The sequence below is a fragment of the Alteraquisediminimonas sediminicola genome (assembly GCF_019740335.1).
Classification (GTDB): Bacteria; Pseudomonadota; Alphaproteobacteria; order Sphingomonadales; family Sphingomonadaceae; genus Alteraquisediminimonas; species Alteraquisediminimonas sediminicola.
In genome coordinates this window covers 320643-338813 of sequence record NZ_JAHXZS010000002.1, presented here as the reverse complement: position 1 = coordinate 338813, position 18171 = coordinate 320643, and the positions used below count along the sequence as shown (strand labels likewise).

At 60.5% G+C, this 18171-nt stretch carries 21 protein-coding genes; 5 read left to right on the top strand and 16 right to left on the bottom strand.

The features are described 5' to 3' along the window. Positions 1–5 precede the first annotated feature (5 nt). Together K6117_RS07650 and K6117_RS07645 are read left to right on the top strand one after the other, a co-directional pair. Positions 6–752 carry a 16S rRNA (uracil(1498)-N(3))-methyltransferase gene (locus K6117_RS07650; RefSeq protein ID WP_221793552.1) on the top strand — a complete coding sequence of 249 codons (747 nt, stop codon included), beginning with the start codon at positions 6–8 and terminating at the stop codon, positions 750–752. Positions 753–807: 55 nt separating this feature from the next. Further along, positions 808–2181, top strand: a complete 1374-nt coding sequence (locus K6117_RS07645; RefSeq protein ID WP_221793550.1) for a glutamate--cysteine ligase — start codon at positions 808–810, stop codon at positions 2179–2181. 142 nt (positions 2182–2323) lie between these two features. On the opposite strand, the gene ybgC is transcribed toward K6117_RS07645, so the two are convergent. The 8 genes from ybgC to K6117_RS07605 all read right to left on the bottom strand — a co-directional run bounded on the left by ybgC (position 2324) and on the right by K6117_RS07605 (position 8855). After that, positions 2324–2776 (bottom strand): tol-pal system-associated acyl-CoA thioesterase, encoded by a 453-nt coding sequence (gene ybgC / locus K6117_RS07640; RefSeq protein WP_221793548.1) that lies wholly within the window; start codon positions 2774–2776, stop codon positions 2324–2326. Then, positions 2769–3797, bottom strand: coding sequence for a Holliday junction branch migration DNA helicase RuvB (ruvB, locus tag K6117_RS07635; RefSeq protein ID WP_221793546.1), 1029 nt, complete (start codon positions 3795–3797; stop codon positions 2769–2771). Before ruvB ends, ybgC begins: the two co-directional genes overlap by 8 nt. After that, positions 3794–4399 carry a Holliday junction branch migration protein RuvA gene (gene ruvA, locus K6117_RS07630; RefSeq protein ID WP_221793544.1) on the bottom strand — a complete coding sequence of 202 codons (606 nt, stop codon included), beginning with the start codon at positions 4397–4399 and terminating at the stop codon, positions 3794–3796. The genes ruvB and ruvA overlap by 4 nt, the downstream gene beginning before the upstream one ends. Positions 4400–4444: 45 nt before the next feature. Continuing rightward, complete coding sequence (gene purU, locus K6117_RS07625; protein WP_221793542.1) at positions 4445–5302, bottom strand: formyltetrahydrofolate deformylase; 858 nt, start codon at positions 5300–5302, stop codon at positions 4445–4447. Positions 5303–5389: 87 nt separating this feature from the next. After that, complete coding sequence (locus K6117_RS07620; protein ID WP_221793540.1) at positions 5390–6319, bottom strand: electron transfer flavoprotein subunit alpha/FixB family protein; 930 nt, start codon at positions 6317–6319, stop codon at positions 5390–5392. After that, a complete protein-coding gene (locus K6117_RS07615; protein ID WP_221793539.1) occupies positions 6316–7062 on the bottom strand; it encodes an electron transfer flavoprotein subunit beta/FixA family protein in 747 nt (248 codons plus the stop codon). The genes K6117_RS07620 and K6117_RS07615 overlap by 4 nt, the downstream gene beginning before the upstream one ends. A 117-nt stretch (positions 7063–7179) precedes the next feature. Beyond that, the gene (gene sucC / locus K6117_RS07610) at positions 7180–8379 is read right to left on the bottom strand and encodes an ADP-forming succinate--CoA ligase subunit beta (RefSeq protein WP_221793536.1); all 1200 of its coding nucleotides are present in this window, start codon (positions 8377–8379) and stop codon (positions 7180–7182) included. Positions 8380–8537: 158 nt separating this feature from the next. Then, entirely contained in the window at positions 8538–8855 is a 318-nt protein-coding gene (locus tag K6117_RS07605; RefSeq protein WP_221793533.1) for a hypothetical protein, read from the bottom strand. 59 nt (positions 8856–8914) lie between these two features. On the opposite strand from K6117_RS07605, the gene K6117_RS07600 reads away from it, so the two are divergent. After that, a complete protein-coding gene (locus tag K6117_RS07600) occupies positions 8915–9418 on the top strand; it encodes a sterol desaturase family protein (protein ID WP_221793532.1) in 504 nt (167 codons plus the stop codon). On the opposite strand, the gene K6117_RS07595 is transcribed toward K6117_RS07600, so the two are convergent. From K6117_RS07595 to K6117_RS07580, 4 genes are read right to left on the bottom strand one after another with little or no spacing between them, the layout of a single operon-like run. Then, positions 9415–9957: a hypothetical protein gene (locus K6117_RS07595; RefSeq protein ID WP_221793529.1), complete on the bottom strand. Its 543-nt coding sequence runs from the start codon at positions 9955–9957 to the stop codon at positions 9415–9417. The two genes, K6117_RS07600 and K6117_RS07595, sit on opposite strands and share 4 nt — an antisense overlap. Positions 9958–9993: 36 nt before the next feature. Beyond that, positions 9994–10677 carry a lysophospholipid acyltransferase family protein gene (locus tag K6117_RS07590; protein WP_221793527.1) on the bottom strand — a complete coding sequence of 228 codons (684 nt, stop codon included), beginning with the start codon at positions 10675–10677 and terminating at the stop codon, positions 9994–9996. A 17-nt stretch (positions 10678–10694) separates the two neighbouring features. Then, positions 10695–11000, bottom strand: coding sequence for a hypothetical protein (locus K6117_RS07585; RefSeq protein WP_221793525.1), 306 nt, complete (start codon positions 10998–11000; stop codon positions 10695–10697). After that, positions 10997–13870 carry a M16 family metallopeptidase gene (locus K6117_RS07580; protein WP_221793523.1) on the bottom strand — a complete coding sequence of 958 codons (2874 nt, stop codon included), beginning with the start codon at positions 13868–13870 and terminating at the stop codon, positions 10997–10999. The genes K6117_RS07585 and K6117_RS07580 overlap by 4 nt, the downstream gene beginning before the upstream one ends. A gap of 140 nt (positions 13871–14010) precedes the next feature. Here K6117_RS07580 and K6117_RS07575 point away from each other — a divergent pair, with 140 nt between their 5' ends. Then, positions 14011–14463, top strand: coding sequence for a nucleoside deaminase (locus K6117_RS07575; protein ID WP_246604934.1), 453 nt, complete (start codon positions 14011–14013; stop codon positions 14461–14463). Between the two features lie 171 nt (positions 14464–14634). Here the strand turns inward: K6117_RS07575 and K6117_RS07570 are convergent, their stop codons facing one another. From K6117_RS07570 to K6117_RS07555, 4 genes are read right to left on the bottom strand one after another with little or no spacing between them, the layout of a single operon-like run. Then, a complete protein-coding gene (locus K6117_RS07570; RefSeq protein WP_221793521.1) occupies positions 14635–14889 on the bottom strand; it encodes a hypothetical protein in 255 nt (84 codons plus the stop codon). Positions 14890–14904: 15 nt separating this feature from the next. Continuing rightward, positions 14905–16071 (bottom strand): cell division protein ZapE, encoded by a 1167-nt coding sequence (gene zapE, locus K6117_RS07565; protein WP_221793518.1) that lies wholly within the window; start codon positions 16069–16071, stop codon positions 14905–14907. Positions 16072–16080: 9 nt separating this feature from the next. Continuing rightward, positions 16081–16548 (bottom strand): PaaI family thioesterase, encoded by a 468-nt coding sequence (locus K6117_RS07560; protein WP_246604933.1) that lies wholly within the window; start codon positions 16546–16548, stop codon positions 16081–16083. Positions 16549–16550: 2 nt separating this feature from the next. Further along, on the bottom strand, positions 16551–17330 hold the full coding sequence (locus K6117_RS07555) for a succinate dehydrogenase iron-sulfur subunit (RefSeq protein WP_221793516.1): 780 nt from the start codon (positions 17328–17330) through the stop codon (positions 16551–16553). Positions 17331–17541: 211 nt separating this feature from the next. Here K6117_RS07555 and plsY point away from each other — a divergent pair, with 211 nt between their 5' ends. Then, complete coding sequence (gene plsY / locus K6117_RS07550) at positions 17542–18150, top strand: glycerol-3-phosphate 1-O-acyltransferase PlsY (RefSeq protein WP_221793514.1); 609 nt, start codon at positions 17542–17544, stop codon at positions 18148–18150. Positions 18151–18171 lie beyond the last annotated feature (21 nt).

Here is an 18171-nt window from a genome sequence, read left to right as displayed (position 1 = left end):
TCTTTATGCCCGCAACGCCCGCCTGGCCACCGCAATCGACACCGCGCCTGTTCACCAGTGAAATGCTGGTCGAAGGGGGCAGTATTCGTATCGACGGCCCACAGGCGCATTATCTGGCCACGGTGATGCGGACCAAGATCGGTGATCCGGTCAAATTATGCGATAATGTCTCGGGTGAATGGCTCGGCGTGGCGGAGGCGGTTGGTAAGCGCGATCTCGTGCTGCGGGTGGAGCGATTGCTGCGGGCGCGGGAGATCGTGCCGGATTTGTGGCTGTGCTTTGCCCCGATCAAAAAGGGGCGGATCGAGTTTTTGCTCGAAAAGGCGTGCGAACTGGGCGCGGCGCGGCTGGTGCCGGTGCTGACCCGGCGCTGCGTTGTCGATAAGATCAATCATGAACGCGCGATGGCGCAATTGACCGAGGCGGCGGAACAATGCAGCCGCACGGCCCTGCCCGAACTGGCCGAATTGGTGAAGCTGCCGCCATTGTTGCGGTCATGGCCGGAAGATCGCGTGTTGTTTTTCGCGGATGAAACTGGGGGTGAAGCGTTTGCCAAGGCGGCTGAGGCACGGCGCGGCCAGCCTGCCGCGATCCTGATCGGCCCGGAAGGGGGCTTTGACCCGGACGAGCGCGAAGCGATTCGCGCCTTGCCACAGGCGGTTGGCGTTGGTTTGGGGCCGCGTATCTTGCGCGCCGAAACGGCGGCGGCGGCGGCGTTGTCCGTCTGGATGGCGGCGGCGGGGGATTGGTGAGTGCGCGCAACTATTGCTTTGCGAGCGCCGTATTAGATGGGTAAAGCACTGCCCCATGAGCACGAAAACAGAATCCGCCGGAGAGGAACCGATGATCGACAGCCGGGATGACCTGCTGTCCGTTTTTGCCAAGGGCGAAAAGCCGGCTGCACGCTGGCGCATCGGGACCGAGCATGAGAAATTCGTCTATCGCACCGCCGATCATCGCGCGCCGAGCTATGACGAAAAAGGCGGGATTCGCGATCTGTTGATGGCGATGACGCGCTTTGGCTGGGAACCGGTGATGGAGGGCGATAATGTCATTGCGCTCACCGGCGCGGATGGCGCGATCAGCCTTGAACCGGCGGGCCAATTGGAATTGTCGGGCGCACCGCTCGAAAATCTGCACCAGACCTGTGCTGAAACCGGACGGCATTTGCGGCAGGTGAAGGAAATCGGCGCGGAAATGGGGCTGGGGTTCCTCGGTCTTGGCATGTGGCCGGACAAAACCCGCGCCGAATTGCCGATCATGCCCAAGGGCCGTTATGACATCATGCTCCGCCATATGCCGCGTGTCGGCAATCTTGGCCTTGATATGATGCTGCGGACCTGCACGATCCAGACCAATCTCGATTATGCGTCCGAAGCCGATATGGTGCAGAAATTCCGGGTCAGTCTTGCGCTGCAACCGCTGGCTACGGCTTTGTTCGCCAATTCGCCCTTCACCGAGGGCAAGCCGAATGGCAAACTCTCCTATCGCAGCCATATCTGGACCGATACCGATCCGCATCGCACCGGCATGCTGCCATTCGTGTTCGAAGATGGCTTCGGCTATGAACGTTATGCCGATTATATGCTCGATGTGCCGATGTACTTTGTTTATCGCGACGGCAAATATATCGATGCCGCAGGCCAGTCTTTCCGCGATTTTCTGAAGGGCGAACTGCCTGCGTACAAGGGCCAAAAGCCGCATATCGGCGATTGGAACGACCATTTGTCCACCGCCTTTCCGGAAGTGCGGTTGAAGAGCTTCCTCGAAATGCGCGGGGCCGATGGGGGCCGGTGGAACCGCATTTGCGCGCTGCCCGCATTCTGGGTGGGGCTGCTGTATGATCAGGCCGCGCTTGATGCCGCATGGGATGTGGTCAAGGGCTGGAGCATCGCCGACCATCATCGCATTCGCGCCGAGGTGCCGACCTTGGGTCTCAAGACTCTCGCCCCGGATGGCCGGACGTTCCAGCAATTGGGGCGTGCCATTCTCGACATTGCGCGGGCGGGACTTACGGCGCGCGCGCAGGTCAATGCGTTGGGTGAAAATGAAGCGTCATTCCTCAACCCGCTCGATGAGATTATCGACAGCGGCAAGACCAAGGCGGAATTGCTGTTGGAGCGCTATCAGGGCGAGTGGCAGGGCGATGTCCGTCATGTCTATGAGGAAATGAGTTTTTAAGGGGGGGCTTTTTTGTTTTAGCCTCAGTCGCCGGCGGCAACATCCGCTGCCTTAGGCTTTCGCGCCAATAAGGTGCGGCGACCGTTCGGCCTTGCGGCGCTTTGCGCCGTTGGTGGATTTTACGCAGTGTATGCTTGTCGCTTTACTCCGCCAGCACGCGTTGAAAAGCGGCCATCCATGCAGGCGGCTGGCGTTGGGGGCGGCCATCAAGGGTGATAAATGCCGCCGTCACCTCGGCGCGGGTGAGCTGTTCGTCACCGCGCCAGATTGCCTGATGAATCTTGCAGCTCGCATTTTTCAACTGCGTCACCGATGATTTGACGATCAGATCGTCATCCAGTCGCGCCGGGCGGAGATAGCGCAGCGCAATGTCCGCGACCGTATAGACGCCTTGGCCAGTCTCGATGGCCGCGCGTTGATCGATGCCGATCACGCGCAGCATGTCGGAACGCCCGCGCTCCATGAAACGCAGATAATTGGCGTGATAGACGATGCCCGAAACGTCCGTGTCTTCATAATAGACGCGCACCGGGAAATGATGGACTGGGCCGATAAACACGCCCGATGCCGGGCTGGGCAGGGTCGGTTCACTCATCGAACAGGCTGTCTTGCACATTGATGTCGCTCGGTGGATTGAGGCCGAGATGTTTCCACCCGCGCGCGTTCAGCATCCGCCCGCGGGCGGTGCGGGCGATCAGGCCGAGCTGGATCAGATAAGGCTCGATCACTTCTTCCACCGTGTCGCGCGGTTCGGACAGGCCCGCCGCCAGCGTTTCCACGCCGACCGGCCCGCCGCGATAAATATCGGCGATCATCATCAAATAGCGCCGGTCCATCGCATCAAGGCCAAGCGCATCGACCTCCAGCCGATTGAGCGAGGCATCGGCGATTTGCGCGGTGACCACCGTTTCACCCGCGACATTGGCGAAATCGCGCACACGACGCAGCAACCGCCCGGCGATGCGCGGGGTGCCACGCGCGCGCCGCGCCACTTCGCGCGCGCCATCATCGGCGATGCCAAGGTCGAGCAACCCGGCAGCGCGGCGCACGACCTGTTCCAGTTCATCGACGGTGTAGAATTGCAGCCGCACCGGAATGCCGAAACGGTCGCGCAACGGTGTGGTGAGCAGGCCTTGGCGCGTGGTCGCGCCGACCAAAGTGAATTTCGGGAGGTCGATCCGCACCGAACGGGCGGACGGCCCTTCGCCGATCATCAGATCGAGCGCGCGGTCTTCCATCGCCGGGTAGAGCACTTCCTCCACCGCCGGATTGAGCCGGTGAATTTCATCGATGAACAGCACATCGCCATCTTCGAGATTGGTCAGCAGCGCGGCGAGATCCCCGGATTTCGCGATGACCGGCCCGGAGGTGGCACGAAAGCCCACGCCCATTTCGCGGGCGATGATCTGCGCCAGCGTCGTCTTGCCAAGGCCGGGCGGGCCAAAGAACAGCACATGATCGAGCGCATCGCCACGGCCGCGTGCGGCCTCGATAAACACGCGCAGATTTTCGCGCGCAGCCTTTTGCCCGACGAACTCATCGAGGGATTTCGGGCGCAGCGCCGCGTCCACATCTTCCGGGCGGCGATTGGCGGTGAGGAGGCGGTCGTCGGTCATCGTGAGGCCTTTTTCAGCGCGAGGCGCACCAGCGCATCAAGGCTGGCGCTATCGCCGAGTTCATCCTGTGCGGCCTGTACCGCATTGGCAGCCTCATTTGGCTTGAACCCGAGATTGGCGAGCGCCGAGACGGCATCTGCCGCATGGCTGCCCTTTGGCACGGGGGTGCTCCCCAATGCGCCGGGGCCAAGCAAAGCGAGCGACCCGACCTTGTCCTTCAATTCGCGCACGATGCGTTCCGCGAGTTTCGGGCCAACGCCATTGGCGCGGGCGACCATCGCCTTATCCTGTGCGCCGATGGCCCGGACCAGTTCATCCGGGGCGAGCGCGGTCAGGATGTTCAACGCGACCTTGCCGCCAACGCCTTGCACGCTGGTGAGCAGGCGGAACCAGTCGCGCTCCGCCGCCGAGCCAAAGCCGAACAGGGTGATCGCATCCTCGCGCACCTGCATATCGGTGAGGAGCAGCACATCATTGCCGATCTCGCCAATCGCGCTGAGCGTGCGTCCCGACAGCAGCACGAGATAGCCGACGCCTTGCACGTCGATCACCCCATGGTCCGTCCCTGTTTCGGCGAGTACGCCCTTGAGCCTTGCAATCATGTTATACGGGTTAGAGGGTGAAGGGGGGGCAGGGCAAGGGGAAGATCAGTCCTTGAATACGACCGTGCGATTGCCGTTCAGCAATACCCGGTCTTCGAGATGATGGAGCACGGCGGTGGACAGCACGCGGCGTTCGATGTCGCGGCCCTTGCGGACGAGATCGTCCGGGCTGTCGGCATGGCTGATCGCTTCGACATCCTGATGGATGATCGGGCCTTCATCCAGATCGGCGGTGACATAATGGGCGGTCGCGCCGATCATCTTTACCCCGCGTTCGAAGGCTTGATGGTAGGGCTTGGCCCCCTTGAAGCCCGGCAAGAAGCTGTGATGAATATTGATGCAGCGCCCGCGCAGGTCGCGCACGAATTCGTCGGAGAGGATCTGCATATAGCGCGCCAGCACCACCAATTCCGTGCCGCTGTCATCGATGATGCGGCGGATCATGGTCTCTTGTTCGGCCTTGTTGTCCTTGCTGATCGGCAGATGATGAAACGGGATATGATCGGCGAGCGTCAGGTTGAGCGCGCTTTGCGGATGGTTGGAGACAATGCCCGCCACATCCATCGGTAGTTCGCCGATACGGTGGCGGTACAAGAGATCGGCAAGGCAATGATCGAATTTGGACACGAGCAGCAATGTCTTGCGCGTCTTGTCCTTGGGCCGCAGATTCCAGTCGAGGCCGAGCTGCTGGCCGATCACGCCCAATTGGTGGCGTAGCGCATCGATGATCTGGCCGGGCGGCAAGGCGAACACGACCCGCATGAAGAAGCGCCCGCTCATCACATCGTTGAACTGCTGGGAATCGAGAATGTTGCCCTGATGATCGGCAAGGCAACCCGCCACGGCGGCGACAAGGCCGGGGCGATCATCGCAGGAAAGTGTCAGGATATGATGCGTCGACATGCGGGGCTTTATCCGTCGATATTAGTTTAAAAAGAAAGGGCGGCCATTGCTGACCGCCCTTTGCCTTATTCAGACTGATCTGACAATTCAGAGCTTGCCGACGAGTTCCGGTACGATCTTGAACAGATCGCCGACCAGGCCGAGATCCGCGACCTGGAAGATCGGGGCGTCTTCGTCCTTGTTGATCGCGATGATCGTCTTGGAGTCTTTCATCCCGGCGAGATGCTGGATCGCACCGGAGATGCCGATGGCGACATAGACTTCCGGGGCGACGATCTTGCCGGTCTGGCCGACCTGATAATCGTTCGGGACATAGCCCGCATCGACCGCAGCGCGCGATGCGCCGACAGCTGCGCCAAGCTTGTCCGCTAACGGGAAGATCACCTGCTGGAAGGTTTCTGCATCCTTCAGCGCGCGACCGCCGGAGACGATCACCTTGGCCGAGGTCAGTTCCGGACGTTCGAGCTTGGCGATTTCAGCACCAACGAACGACGATGTGCCTGCATCGCCCTTGCTGCCGATGGCTTCGATCGCCGCCGAACCGCCGGTGGCTTCTGCCTTGGCAAAAGCGGTGCCGCGCACGGTGATGACCTTCTTGGCATCCGCAGACTGGACAGTCGCAATCGCGTTGCCCGCATAGATCGGACGGGTGAAGGTGTCGGCGCTTTCGACCGACAGAATGTCCGAGATCTGCATGACATCGAGCAACGCGGCGACGCGCGGCGCGATGTTCTTGCCATGGGCGGTTGCCGGCGCAAGGAACGCATCATGATGGCCCATCAGGTCGACGACGAGCGTCGCGACATTTTCGGCCAGCTGATTGGCATAAGCCGCATCATCGGCCACATGGACCTTGGCAACGCCAGCGATCTTCGACGCCTGTTCGGCCACTGCGCCGCAGCCTTGACCGGCGACGAGCAGATGGACTTCACCGAGCTGCGAGGCAGCGGTGACGACGGCGAGGGTCGCATCCTTCAGCGATGCGTTGTCATGTTCGACATAAACGAGGGTCTTCATTGTGCGACTCCCATTTCTTTAAGCTTGGCGACCAATGCATCGACATCGGCAACCTTGATGCCAGCGCTACGCACCGGCGGCTCTGTGACGGTCAGCGTCTTGAGACGCGGCGCAACATCCACGCCGTAATCGGCAGGGGTCTTGGTCGCCAGCGGCTTGGACTTGGCCTTCATGATGTTCGGCAACGACGCATAGCGCGGCTCGTTCAAACGAAGGTCGGTGGTGATGATCGCCGGGGTCTTAAGGGCCACGGTTTCAAGACCGCCATCGACTTCGCGGGTCACGTTGACGGTGTCGCCAGCGACTTCGACCTTGGAAGCGAAAGTGCCCTGCGGACGGCCCGTCAGCGCGGCCAGCATCTGGCCGGTCTGGTTGCTGTCGTCATCGATTGCCTGCTTGCCGAGGATCACGAGGCCGGGCTGTTCTTCTTCGACAACCTTGGCGAGGAGCTTGGCAACGCCGAGCGGCTCCACATCTTCGGCGACGATCAGGATCGCGCGGTCCGCACCCATGGCGAGCGCGGTACGCAGGGTTTCCTGCGCCTTTTCCGGGCCGACAGAAATCGCGATGATTTCCGTGGCAACGCCCTTTTCACGCAGGCGAATGGCTTCTTCGACCGCGATTTCATCGAATGGGTTCATCGACATTTTCACGTTCGCCAGATCGACGCCCGTGCCATCGGCTTTCACCCGCGGCTTCACATTATAATCGATCACCCGCTTGACGGGGACGAGGATTTTCATGTCGCTTTCCTTTCCTGGACGGCGCGCCATTAAGAACGCTGCCCTAGTTTAAAGTAAGTCTGGTTGCCAAAACGCCGATAACGAACTGGAAGGGCCGATCAAGGCCCTTCCGTCGTATCAGGCGGCGTTGTTCACTTGTGCTACGATCTTTTGAGCGGCATCGCCCAGATCGTTGGCCGGGACAATCGGCAGGCCGGAATTGGCGAGGATGTCCTTGCCAAGCTGGACGTTGGTGCCTTCGAGGCGGACGACCAGCGGCACCGAGAGGTTCACTTCCTTCGCGGCGGCAACGATACCGGCAGCGATGATGTCGCACTTCATGATGCCGCCGAAGATGTTGACGAGAATGCCCTTCACGGCAGGATCGGACAAGATGATCTTGAACGCAGCCGTGACCTTTTCGGTGGTGGCGCCACCGCCCACATCGAGGAAGTTCGCCGGGAACGCGCCGTTCAGCTTGATGATGTCCATCGTGGCCATCGCCAGACCGGCACCGTTCACCATGCAGCCGATGTTGCCATCGAGCTTGATGTAGGCGAGGTCATATTTCGAAGCTTCGACTTCTGCCGCATCTTCTTCGGTTTCGTCGCGCAGCGCCATCACTTCCGGGTGACGGAACAGGGCGTTCGAGTCGAAGCTCATCTTGGTGTCGAGCACGAGCAGCTGGCCGTCCTTGCTTTCGACCAGCGGATTGATTTCGAGCATCGCGCAATCGAGCGAGACGAACGCTTCATACAGGCTGGCGGCAAGCTTTGCAGCCTGCTTGTTGAGGTCGCCCGACAGCTTCAGCGCGAACGCAACCGCGCGGCCATGATGCGGCATGAAGCCCTGTGCCGGGTCGATCACGATGGTCGTGATCTTTTCCGGGGTCGAGTGCGCGACTTCTTCAATGTCCATGCCGCCTTCGGTCGACACGATCATCGCAATGCGGCCGGTCTTGCGATCGACGAGCATCGAGAGGTAATATTCCTTGGCAATATCAACGCCATCGGTGACATAGAGGCGGTTGACCTGCTTGCCAGCGTCGCCGGTCTGGATGGTGACGAGCGTGTTGCCGAGCATTTCGGTTGCGTGGTCGCGGACTTCGTCCACCGACTTGGCGAGACGGACACCGCCCTTGGCATCAGCCGGCAGTTCCTTGAACTTGCCCTTGCCGCGGCCACCAGCATGGATCTGGGACTTTACGACATATAACGGCCCCGGCAGCGACTCGGTCGCCTTGACGGCTTCTTCAACGGTCAGCGCGGCAACGCCCTTTGGGATGGCGATGCCGAATTTAGCCAGCAATTCCTTGGCCTGATATTCGTGAATATTCATGTCGTTCGTGCCCCTTTCGGCTGCAATGCGATCTGGATCGCTTGGGGCTAAAGCATAGCTTGGCGAAAGAATCCAGCCCGCATTTCCGCTAAGTTCGCGTTTGCAGCATCGTAAAAGTGATAGGATCGAACATGTCTGCCCTTATGGTCGGGCGAGTCTTAGCCGTTCACCGCGCATAGCAATGCCGACGCGCTCGTCACCGACAGAATTTCCGGGTCCTTTAACGCACGGACATTGTGCAGAAATTGATCCATCGGCAGTTCGCGCCAGTCTTTGTCCTTCAAATTGCCAAGCGCGCCCAGTCGTTGCAACTGCGAGATCGACAAGCGCTCGACCATGCGCTTGGCCATGCAGCCCGCCATCGGGGGGCGTAGCCCTGCATTGATTAATCCGGTGCGGACCTTTTGTTCGGGCAGGCCGCATGCGGACAGCAACAACAAAGCGGGGACGATAAGGAGGCGTTTGTGTCGAAACATAAGGGCATGGATGCAGAAAATTGCTGACCGGCGCAAGCGGCGGGTTTAAGGCATGGGCCATGCATTCCATCCCCGGCCCTTTATTATTCCTGATGACCGTGATCGGCATGGAGGGCTTTGCCTATGCCGCCCATCGCTGGATCATGCACGGGCCGGGCTGGTTTCTGCACAAGAGCCATCACCGCCCGCGCACGGGCAGATTCGAACTGAACGATCTCTATGCGGTGATTTTCGCGCTGCCGTCGATCGGGCTGTTCTATTATGGCATCGGCCTTGGCCATGGGGCGGCATTTGCGTGGGTCGGTGGCGGGATTGCGGCCTATGGCGCGATCTATTTCGGGTTCCATGATGTGATCGTCCATCAACGGATCGGCCATCATTATGTCCCGCGTTCGGCCTATATGAAGCGGATCGTGCAGGCGCATCGGCTGCATCATGTGGTCGAAACGCGCGAGGGCAATGTCAGCTTTGGCTTTATCTATGCGCCAAGGCCGGAGGTCTTGAAGGCCGAACTGGCCAAGCGCGGGCGGGCAGGGGTGCGTGGCCCGCGCGATGGGGCCTAAGCGACTATTTCCCATCGATCAGCCGGGATGCGATTGAGCAGCAGCGGCCAGCCGAATTTGAACAGGATAAAGAGCAGACCGGCGTTCAACATCGGTTTCACCGGCAAAGTCGCGACCAGCACGAAGAGGGCTACCAGCCAGAGGCCCATTAGACCTGCGAACTTCGCCTCTTCCTCACGCGATAGGGCGGCTTGTAGCGGGCGGCTGTTGCGGGTGCGCCGGATCAGGAGGCGACCTTGATCGTCGCGGTTCTTGTATAAGGCCGACAGGCCATAAGCGCCCAATTGATGGAGCCAGCTATTATCACGCGGGGCAACGCCTGCCGATTCTGGTGGGCGGTTACTGGGCGAGGCGTTGGTCGTCGATACGGGTTCGGCCACCAGTCCATCGGGCTTGGCCATTGCACCGCCTTGCAGGTTCGCCTTGCCGCTTTCTGCCTGTGCCGCAAAGCCATTGACCGGCTGGCCATCGACCAGCACGATCAGCCGACCATGTTGTTCGAGCACCTGATAACGAGAGGGCGGCTTGTTCATCATCATGATCATATGGCTATATCAATCAGGTGAACAAGAGCTTTAGGCTTCCAACGCGTTGATCGCCTGATGCACTGCGGCCTCGATCTCTGCGCGGTCCTGTTTCGGCGGCAAGATCGGACGCAAGTCCCAATCCACCACGCCCGATTGTTTGATCAATCCGCGCGGCCATATTTTTCCGGCATTGAGCGCCACCGGCAGCACCGGCAGGCCGAGCATCTTGTACAAGGCGGCAAAGCCTGCGCGCACCGCTGGTTGTTCGCCGGGGGCGACGCGGGTGCCTTCCGGGAAAATGACGATGGAGCGGCCCGTTTTCACGGCCTCTTTCGCGTCCTGCATCAAGGCGCGTAGTGCGCTGGCAGATCCTTCGCGGTCCACCCCGATCACGCCATATTGCCGCGCGACCCAGCCCCAAAGCGGCATTTCCGACAATTCGCGCTTCATCACCACCACGGGATGATCGAAGATGATCAATGCCTCGATGGTTTCAAACATGGATTGATGCTTGCAGGCGATGAGATATTGGCCCGCAGGCACAGGCGCGGACAGGCGGCTGCGAATGCCGAGCAGAAAACGGGCGCAAAAGCGGTGCCAATGCGCCCAGACGATCACCACCCCGCGCACCGCGCGTGCGCCAAAAGGGGCCGCCGGAAAGCCCGACAGCACGATGAGCAGCGAGCCGGGATAGCAGATCAGCATGAACAGGAGCGAACGGATGAGCGCCATCGTCTTGAACAGCCCTGTCAGCGCCGCTTGGCCGAAATCGTGAACTGGCCAAAGCCGCCTGCCTTGGCATAGCCCTCCAACCGGTCCTCATCGATTTGCGCGGTGCAGATCAGCAGCATCTTCATTGGCTTGGTCAGGCGCATTTCCCAATGAATTTCATCGCCATCGATCCGTCCTGCCTCAATGTCGAGCGAACCCATTTCGGCGCTATTGATGCCGGTAAAGCGGTCGCCATCGACATCGAAATGCATTACCGATTTCTGTTCGCCCATCGGCGTTTCGGTCACGCAGTCCCAATCGCCTGCCAATATGATGCTGCTCATTCTGGTGCCTCCACATTTTCGACCGGGATTTTAAGTGTGCGCAATTGCGGGCCGACCTTGGCCGCATCGCCGACGATCACCCAAGTAAAGCGGGCAGGATCGATCACGGCGCGGACAGCCTTGTCGAGTTCGCCTGCGGTCATGCCGCGATAGCGGCTGGCGAGACCGTCGTAAAAATCGTCTGGACGCTGGAACAGGGCGTTGCGCTGCATCGCCGTCAGCACCGCGCCCGCCGTTTCAAAGCTGCCCGGCAGTTTCAGGATATTGTCCGAGATGCGGCGGCGGAATTCATCCGCAGTGATGCCCTTGGTCGTGCGGAATGCCATCACCTGCGACAGGATTTCGGCAATGGCCGGGCCGGTCTTGTCGGCCTGCACCGGGGCGGTGATGATGTACGGCACTTGCCCTTCAAACTGGGTCACGCCGCCGCGCACGCCATAGGACCAGCCCTTGGTTTCGCGCAGGTCCATGTTGAGGCGGGACAGGAAATTGTTGCTCAACACCTCGATCCCGGTCTGGAGCGGCAATAGTTCATCCGTGCCGTTCAACGGCAGTACCTGCCCGGCCAAGATCACCGATTGAGGCGAATCCGGGCGGTTGATGAGGATAATCCGCGATGTTTTCGGGGCCGCGACGGTCGCGTTGATCGGCTTGGCCGGGGCGGCAACACCTGTCCCCTGCCATGCGCCGAAACGCGCCTCCAATTTTGGTTGCAATTCGGCCAAGGGCAGATCGCTCACGACGAAGATCGACAGCTTTTCCGGTCGCAGCCATGATTGGTGAAAGGCGATCAGATCGTCGCGGGTGACGGATTTGACGCTCGCTTCGGTCCCGCTGCCGGAGAATGGAATGCCATAGGGATTGTCCTTGCCATATAAAAGCGGCGGCAAGGCGCGGCTGGCGATGGCGTTCGGTTCCTTGGCTTCCGCCGCGATGCCCGCCAATTGCTGGGCGCGCAGGCGTTCGACCTCATCCGGGGCAAAGGCCGGATGCTTGACGATGTCCTCGAACAGATCGAGCGACAGGTCGAGATTGGGCGTCAACGCAAAGAGCGAGAGGCTGGTGCGGTCCATGCTCGCGCCCGCGCTGATCGATGCGCCGAGCCGTTCCTGCTCCTCGGCAATCTGGATCGAATTGCGGCTGGTCGTGCCTTCATCCAACAAGGACAGCATCAGCGCCTGGGTGCCGAGCTTGTCGCGATTATCGGCGGCATAGCCCGCATCGAAACTGAGCGAGAGCCTTGTCGTCGGGGTCGATTGGCGCTGGACATAACGGATCGTCACGCCATTCGACAATGTGGCGCGTTCGACGGTCGGGAAATCGAGATCGGCCACGGGGGTGACCTGCGGCAATTTGCTGCGGTCGGCCTTGGCGATGGGCGCGACATTATCGGGGGCCGCGCCTTCGCCCGACCAATATTGGCGCGGGGCGATCTTGGCGTTCGAGGTTTTGGCCTCTTCATAGGCACCGCGCTGCCCCGGTTCGACCGTCAGATTATAGACCGGGCGCGACAGCCATTTCTGCATCACCGCCGTCACCTGCGCGGGCGTTGCGCTGCCATATTGGGCAAGCTCTGCGCGGTAATGATTGACGTCGTTATTATACAGCAGCCCCTCGGCCAGCACATTCGCCTTGCCGTTAAAGCCGCCGACCTGTTCCAGTCCCACGATGCTGCTCGCGAGTTCGCCAGTCGCCACGCGCTGCACCTCATCGGCAGTCGGGCCATTGGCGCGGAAATCGGCGATGATCTCGTCCAGCCGCTTGGCAACCAGCGCCGGATCGACGCCCGGCTTCACATCGGCGGTAACTTCGAACAGGCTCACTTTTTCGAAGGCTTGCAGGCTGGCGGTGACACTGACCGCGATCTGCTCCTTGCGGACCAGTGCATTATCAAGCCGCGAGCTGGACAGGCCGCCCAGCACCGAGGCGGCAATATCGAGCGGCACTGCATCCGCGCTATCGACCCCCGGCACCACCCAATTGCGATAAATGCGGGTGGTGGCGACGCGGTCCTTCAGCACCTCCGTTTTAGGCGTGGCAAGGGTCGGAATATCGACGCTGTCGGCCACCGGTTCCGGCCCGCGCGCAATATCGCCGAACCATTTTTCGACCAAGGGCTTGGCGGTTTTGGCATCGATATCGCCCGCCAGCACCAGCACGGCATTGTTCGGGCCATAATGGGCGCGGAACCAGTTTTTCACATCTTCCAGCGAGGCCGCATCAAGGTCCGCCATCGAACCAATGGTTGCGTGATGATAAGGATGGCCCGCCGGGAACAGCGCTTCCAACTGGGCATATTCGACCATGCCAAAGGGTTGATTATCGCCCTGACGCTTTTCATTCTGAACAACGCCGCGCTGATTATCGAGCTTGGCCTGCGTCACCGCGCCGAGCAAATGCCCCATGCGGTCGCTTTCGAGAAACAGCGCGCGTTCCAGCGCCGCCGTTGGGACGTTCTGGAAATAATTGGTGCGGTCGAACCATGTCGTGCCGTTGAAATCGGTCGCGCCGACCTCTTGCAAGGGTTCGAAATAATCGCCCGGCGCATTTTCCGAGCCGTTGAACATCAGATGTTCGAACAAATGGGCAAAACCGGTCTTGCCCGCCGGTTCATTGCGCGAACCGATATGATACCAGACCGACACCGCGACAATCGGGGCCTTGCGATCTTCATGCACGATGACGCGCAGGCCATTGGCGAGGGTGAACGTCTCGTTCGGAATATTGACCTGTGCGGCCAAGAGGCTGACCGGCACCGGACCGGGCTTGGCGATGACTGGCGCTGCGACAGGTGCGAGAGCTTTGGGCTGCGCCGCGCAACCTGCGACGAGCAACGGCGCAAGGCAAAGGGCAAGAACGGACGTACGCATGAAATACTCCCGATGAGATGATCTGGATCAGCCAGAGCTGGCCATCATGGCCGCGACCATAGCCGAGCCGGTTGAATTGGCAAATCATGAGATGATGAAACTGACTGGCAGATGAATAATGGACGCGATAGGGAGGGGCGATGAAAATGCCGGTCCCCACCCCGATGCGCCACGCCCTCGACCTTGCAGCCCAAGCGGCGGCAGCAGACGAAGTGCCGGTCGGCGCGGTGATCATGCGGGGTTCCGAGGTGGTGGCGGCGGTCGGCAATGCGATGCATGGTGGGCTTGATCCGACTGCGCACGCCGAAATCCTCGCGATCCGTGCGGCATGCGAGAAACTGGGCGATGGGCGGTTGATGGGCTGTGATTTATGGGTGACGCTGGAGCCCTGCGCGATGTGCGCCGCCGCGATCAGCCACGCCCGCATTGACCGCGTGTATTACGCCGCGAGCGATCCCAAGGGCGGCGCGATCGAACATGGCCCGCGCTGGTTCGACCAACCGACCTGCCATCACCGGCCCGAGGTCTATGCCGGGCTGGGTGAAATGGAAGCGGCGGCGCAATTGCGGGCGTTTTTTACGGCGCGGCGATAGTGGGTGCGAGTGCTTCCCCAAAATGCGCCATTCCCGCGCAGGCGGGAATCCATAAGCGCCATCGGATCGAAGGGCGCGCAACCGTGTTGGTCCGCCCTGTCTGGATTCCCGCCTACGCGGGAATGACGGCGGAGGGAATGTGGGGCGGGCGGCACAGGGCCGACACCGCGTCTACGACCGCTCCAGTTCCACGATATCAATCTCATAGCCCTTCCAGCCACGAATTTTAGCGCCTTCTTGCGCGGCGACCTTCTTCTTACGGGCCTCGGCAAGGGATTTGGTGTGGCCCCAGAAGACCTCGGTCTTGCCGTTCTCCAGCGTCGCGACAATGCGCCAATAATGCGTGAACTCGGTCGCGGTCGGGCCGATGGTTTTGACATAGCCATCGGGCAGGGTGGCAGTCAGCGTGTATTTCTTTTTGGCCATGAGAAGTGGAAGCCGTTACCCGGCCTCCGCCTCGGTCGCGAGTTGCGGTTCGTCTTCCGCTTCGCCATGGCCAAGGGCGAGATAATCCGCCGATTGCATTTCCATCAGGCGCGATACGGTGCGTTCAAATTCGAACGCCCCATCGCCGGTGGGGTAGAGGCTCGCCGGGGCGGCGGCGGCAGCGGCGAGGAGTTTGACGCGGTGTTCATACAGCGCATCGATCAGGGTGACGAAGCGGGCGGCTTCGTTGCGATTTTGCGGTCCCATGATCGGGATGGCGACGATGATCAGCGTGTGGAAATGCTGGGCAAGCGCCAGATAATCCGCCGCGCCGCGCGCCTCGGCGCACAGACGCTTGAAGGAAAAAACGCCCACGCCCTTGAAGCTTTTCGGGACATGGATGATGCGCCCACCCGGAATTTCAAGGTCTTCCGACGGGACATGCGCCTTGTCGTTGACGGGATAATCGGTCAGGCGGAAAAAGGCTTCGCTCAATGAGGCCGTGGCGACGGCATCTGCCGGGCTGTGCCATGTTTTGACCCCGGTCAGGCGTTCCAACCGATAATCGACTGGGCCGTTCAGGGTCATGATGTCGAATTGCGCTTCCAACAGATCGATAAATGGCAGGAAATGGGCGCGGTTCAGGCCGTTTTTATACAGATCGCGCGGGTGGCGATTGGAGGTGGTGACGACGGTCACCCCTTGTTCCAGCAGGGCCGTGAACAAGCGCGACAGGATCATCGCATCGGCGATGTTGTTGACCTGCATTTCATCAAAAGCGAGCAGGCGGAGATCGCGGGCAAGGTCGCGGGCGACGATCGGGATCGGATCGCCCTTATCCAGCGTGCGGGCCTGACGGATGCGGTCATGCACCTCCAGCATGAAGGCGTGGAAATGGACGCGGCGCTTGGCCTTGATGTTGAGGCAATCGAAGAACATGTCCATGATCATCGACTTGCCGCGACCGACCCCGCCCCACAGATAGAGGTGGCGAATGACGGGTCCGGCGCTCTTGCGCTTGAATAGGCCGAACAACCCGCCGCCCGCAGAACCTGCGCGGTCGGCGGCTTCCAACGCATCGGCCATCTGGCGCAGCCGTTCCATCGCCATGCGCTGATCGACATCCGGGCGCAGTTCGCCTGCCTCGACCATGATCTGATAGCGTTGGGCTATACCGCTCATATATCCACCTTAATTTTGCGGCACATATTTGCGGAAGGTGCCGTTGAAGGCGGCGATGAGGCGGCCTTGTTGTTCGATCAGGCCGCGAATGAATGCCATGCGGCCGGTTTCCCGCAGCAATTCAACCACCGCATCCACCGGCTCTCCGATGACTGCGCCGTCGATGAATTGGACGCCCGCATCAATGGTGAGGGCTTTCATCACCGGGCGGATGCCCAATTGATGCGCGCCTGCGAATAGCGCCATATCGACAAAGGCCATGATCGCGCCGCCATGGACATTGCCCGATGGATTTTGATGGGTGGCGCGGGGCCAGAACCGCACGCGGGCGCGGCCATCTTCATCGGTGCGCAGGCGGATGGGTTCGAATTGGGCGTTGAATGCCTGAACTGCCTCGGCTTCCCAAATGTGCCAGCCCGGCATGTCCGGGTCTGGCGCATATTTGAATGTGGGATAGCCGAGGGCTTGTTCCGTCAAGATCAGATCGCCCGTTCGGCCATCATCTTCTTGGTTTCGGCAATGGCCCGCGCCGGGGACAGACCCTTGGGGCAGACATTGGCGCAGTTCATGATGGTGTGGCAGCGATACAGGCGGAACGGATCTTCCAGTTCGTCCAGACGCTCGCCGGTCATTTCGTCGCGGCTATCCGCCAACCAGCGATAGGCCTGCAACAAGATGGCCGGGCCGAGGAACTTGTCGGAGTTCCACCAATAGCTCGGGCAAGAGGTCGAGCAGCAGGCGCACAGAATGCACTCATACAGACCATCCAATTTGTTGCGATCTTCCGGCGACTGGAGACGTTCCTTGCCCGAAGGCGGCGGGGTGACGGTCTGCAACCAAGGCTGGATCGACGCATATTGCGCGTAGAAATGGGTGAAATCAGGGACGAGATCCTTGATGACATCCATATGCGGCAATGGGGTGATGCGGACATCGCCCTTGCAATCTTCAATCGCGGTCGTGCAGGCGAGGCCGTTGCGACCGTTGATGTTCATCGAGCATGAACCGCAAATCCCTTCGCGGCACGAGCGGCGGAACGTCAGCGACGGGTCCTGTTCGGACTTCATCTTGATGAGCGCATCGAGCACCATCGGGCCGCAATCGTCGAGATCGATCTCGAACGTATCGTAATGGGGATTTTCGCCCGAATCAGGATCGTAGCGATAGACCTTGAAGGCCTTGACGCTGGCGCCATCGGTCTTGTGAACCTTGCCACCTTTTTTGATCTTGCTGTTGGTGGGCAGTGAGAATTCCGCCATGTGATCAACTTCCCCGTCGTGTCGCGTGGTCCGTGTGTGCGGACCTGTTGCAATCTTCTGGCAATGCCTAAAGCATGGACCATGCCGCGTTGCAATAGCGGATTGGTGCATAAACGCCGCTTGTGCGCCGTTGGACAGAAGATATGATGCGTGCTTGTATAAAGTGATAGGGTCTTGCCGCAGATCCGCAACGTGAAGAAGAGGGTTTTCGATGCCGTCATGGAGTGTGCCGCTGGAGGCATTGTTGCTCGGCTATTTGTTGGGATCGATCCCATTCGGGGTGATTCTGACGCGGATTGCGGGCGCGGGCGACCTGCGCCAGATCGGTTCCGGCAATATCGGGGCGACTAATGTGTTGCGCACGGGCCGCAAGGGTCTGGCGGCGGCGACATTGTTGCTCGACGGGGCCAAAGGCGCGGTGGCCATTTTGATTGCGGGCGCGATCTGGCCTGAGTTGCGGGGGCCAGATCTGCTGAGTCTGGCGGCTTTGGGCGCGTTTTTCGGGCATCTTTTCCCGGTCTGGCTTGGGTTCAAGGGTGGCAAGGGTGTGGCGACATTGCTTGGCATCGCGCTGGCGCTGGCATGGCCGGTCGGATTAGTGTTTGCAGGGGTCTGGCTATCGGCGCTGTATCTTTCCAAGCGATCATCGGTGGGTGGCATGGTGGCGGCCTTATCGACGCCATTGGCCGCGCTGGGGCTTGGCTTTGGCGGATATGCGCCGTTGTTTTTAGGGCTGGCGTTGGTGTGCGTGTTTAAACATGCGGATAATATCCGGCGCTTGATCGCCGGGACGGAGCCGAAAGTGGGTAGCAAAAGCTAGGGTGCATTTAAGGGAGTAAGC

What these genes read in the sequence shown, in the direction of transcription:
- K6117_RS07600 (WP_221793532.1), top strand. Translation starts at nt 8,915, where the DNA reads ATGCATTCCATCCCCGGCCCTTTATTATTCCTGATGACCGTGATCGGC.
- K6117_RS07595 (WP_221793529.1), bottom strand. Translation starts at nt 9,957, where the DNA reads ATGATGATGAACAAGCCGCCCTCTCGTTATCAGGTGCTCGAACAACAT.
- ybgC (WP_221793548.1), bottom strand. Translation starts at nt 2,776, where the DNA reads ATGAGTGAACCGACCCTGCCCAGCCCGGCATCGGGCGTGTTTATCGGC.
- K6117_RS07620 (WP_221793540.1), bottom strand. Translation starts at nt 6,319, where the DNA reads ATGAAGACCCTCGTTTATGTCGAACATGACAACGCATCGCTGAAGGAT.
- K6117_RS07570 (WP_221793521.1), bottom strand. Translation starts at nt 14,889, where the DNA reads ATGGCCAAAAAGAAATACACGCTGACTGCCACCCTGCCCGATGGCTAT.
- ruvB (WP_221793546.1), bottom strand. Translation starts at nt 3,797, where the DNA reads ATGACCGACGACCGCCTCCTCACCGCCAATCGCCGCCCGGAAGATGTG.
- purU (WP_221793542.1), bottom strand. Translation starts at nt 5,302, where the DNA reads ATGTCGACGCATCATATCCTGACACTTTCCTGCGATGATCGCCCCGGC.
- ruvA (WP_221793544.1), bottom strand. Translation starts at nt 4,399, where the DNA reads ATGATTGCAAGGCTCAAGGGCGTACTCGCCGAAACAGGGACGGACCAT.
- K6117_RS07615 (WP_221793539.1), bottom strand. Translation starts at nt 7,062, where the DNA reads ATGAAAATCCTCGTCCCCGTCAAGCGGGTGATCGATTATAATGTGAAG.
- K6117_RS07580 (WP_221793523.1), bottom strand. Translation starts at nt 13,870, where the DNA reads ATGCGTACGTCCGTTCTTGCCCTTTGCCTTGCGCCGTTGCTCGTCGCA.
- K6117_RS07585 (WP_221793525.1), bottom strand. Translation starts at nt 11,000, where the DNA reads ATGAGCAGCATCATATTGGCAGGCGATTGGGACTGCGTGACCGAAACG.
- plsY (WP_221793514.1), top strand. Translation starts at nt 17,542, where the DNA reads ATGCCGTCATGGAGTGTGCCGCTGGAGGCATTGTTGCTCGGCTATTTG.
- K6117_RS07645 (WP_221793550.1), top strand. Translation starts at nt 808, where the DNA reads ATGAGCACGAAAACAGAATCCGCCGGAGAGGAACCGATGATCGACAGC.
- zapE (WP_221793518.1), bottom strand. Translation starts at nt 16,071, where the DNA reads ATGAGCGGTATAGCCCAACGCTATCAGATCATGGTCGAGGCAGGCGAA.
- K6117_RS07605 (WP_221793533.1), bottom strand. Translation starts at nt 8,855, where the DNA reads ATGTTTCGACACAAACGCCTCCTTATCGTCCCCGCTTTGTTGTTGCTG.
- sucC (WP_221793536.1), bottom strand. Translation starts at nt 8,379, where the DNA reads ATGAATATTCACGAATATCAGGCCAAGGAATTGCTGGCTAAATTCGGC.
- K6117_RS07575 (WP_246604934.1), top strand. Translation starts at nt 14,011, where the DNA reads ATGAAAATGCCGGTCCCCACCCCGATGCGCCACGCCCTCGACCTTGCA.
- K6117_RS07650 (WP_221793552.1), top strand. Translation starts at nt 6, where the DNA reads ATGCCCGCAACGCCCGCCTGGCCACCGCAATCGACACCGCGCCTGTTC.
- K6117_RS07555 (WP_221793516.1), bottom strand. Translation starts at nt 17,330, where the DNA reads ATGGCGGAATTCTCACTGCCCACCAACAGCAAGATCAAAAAAGGTGGC.
- K6117_RS07590 (WP_221793527.1), bottom strand. Translation starts at nt 10,677, where the DNA reads ATGGCGCTCATCCGTTCGCTCCTGTTCATGCTGATCTGCTATCCCGGC.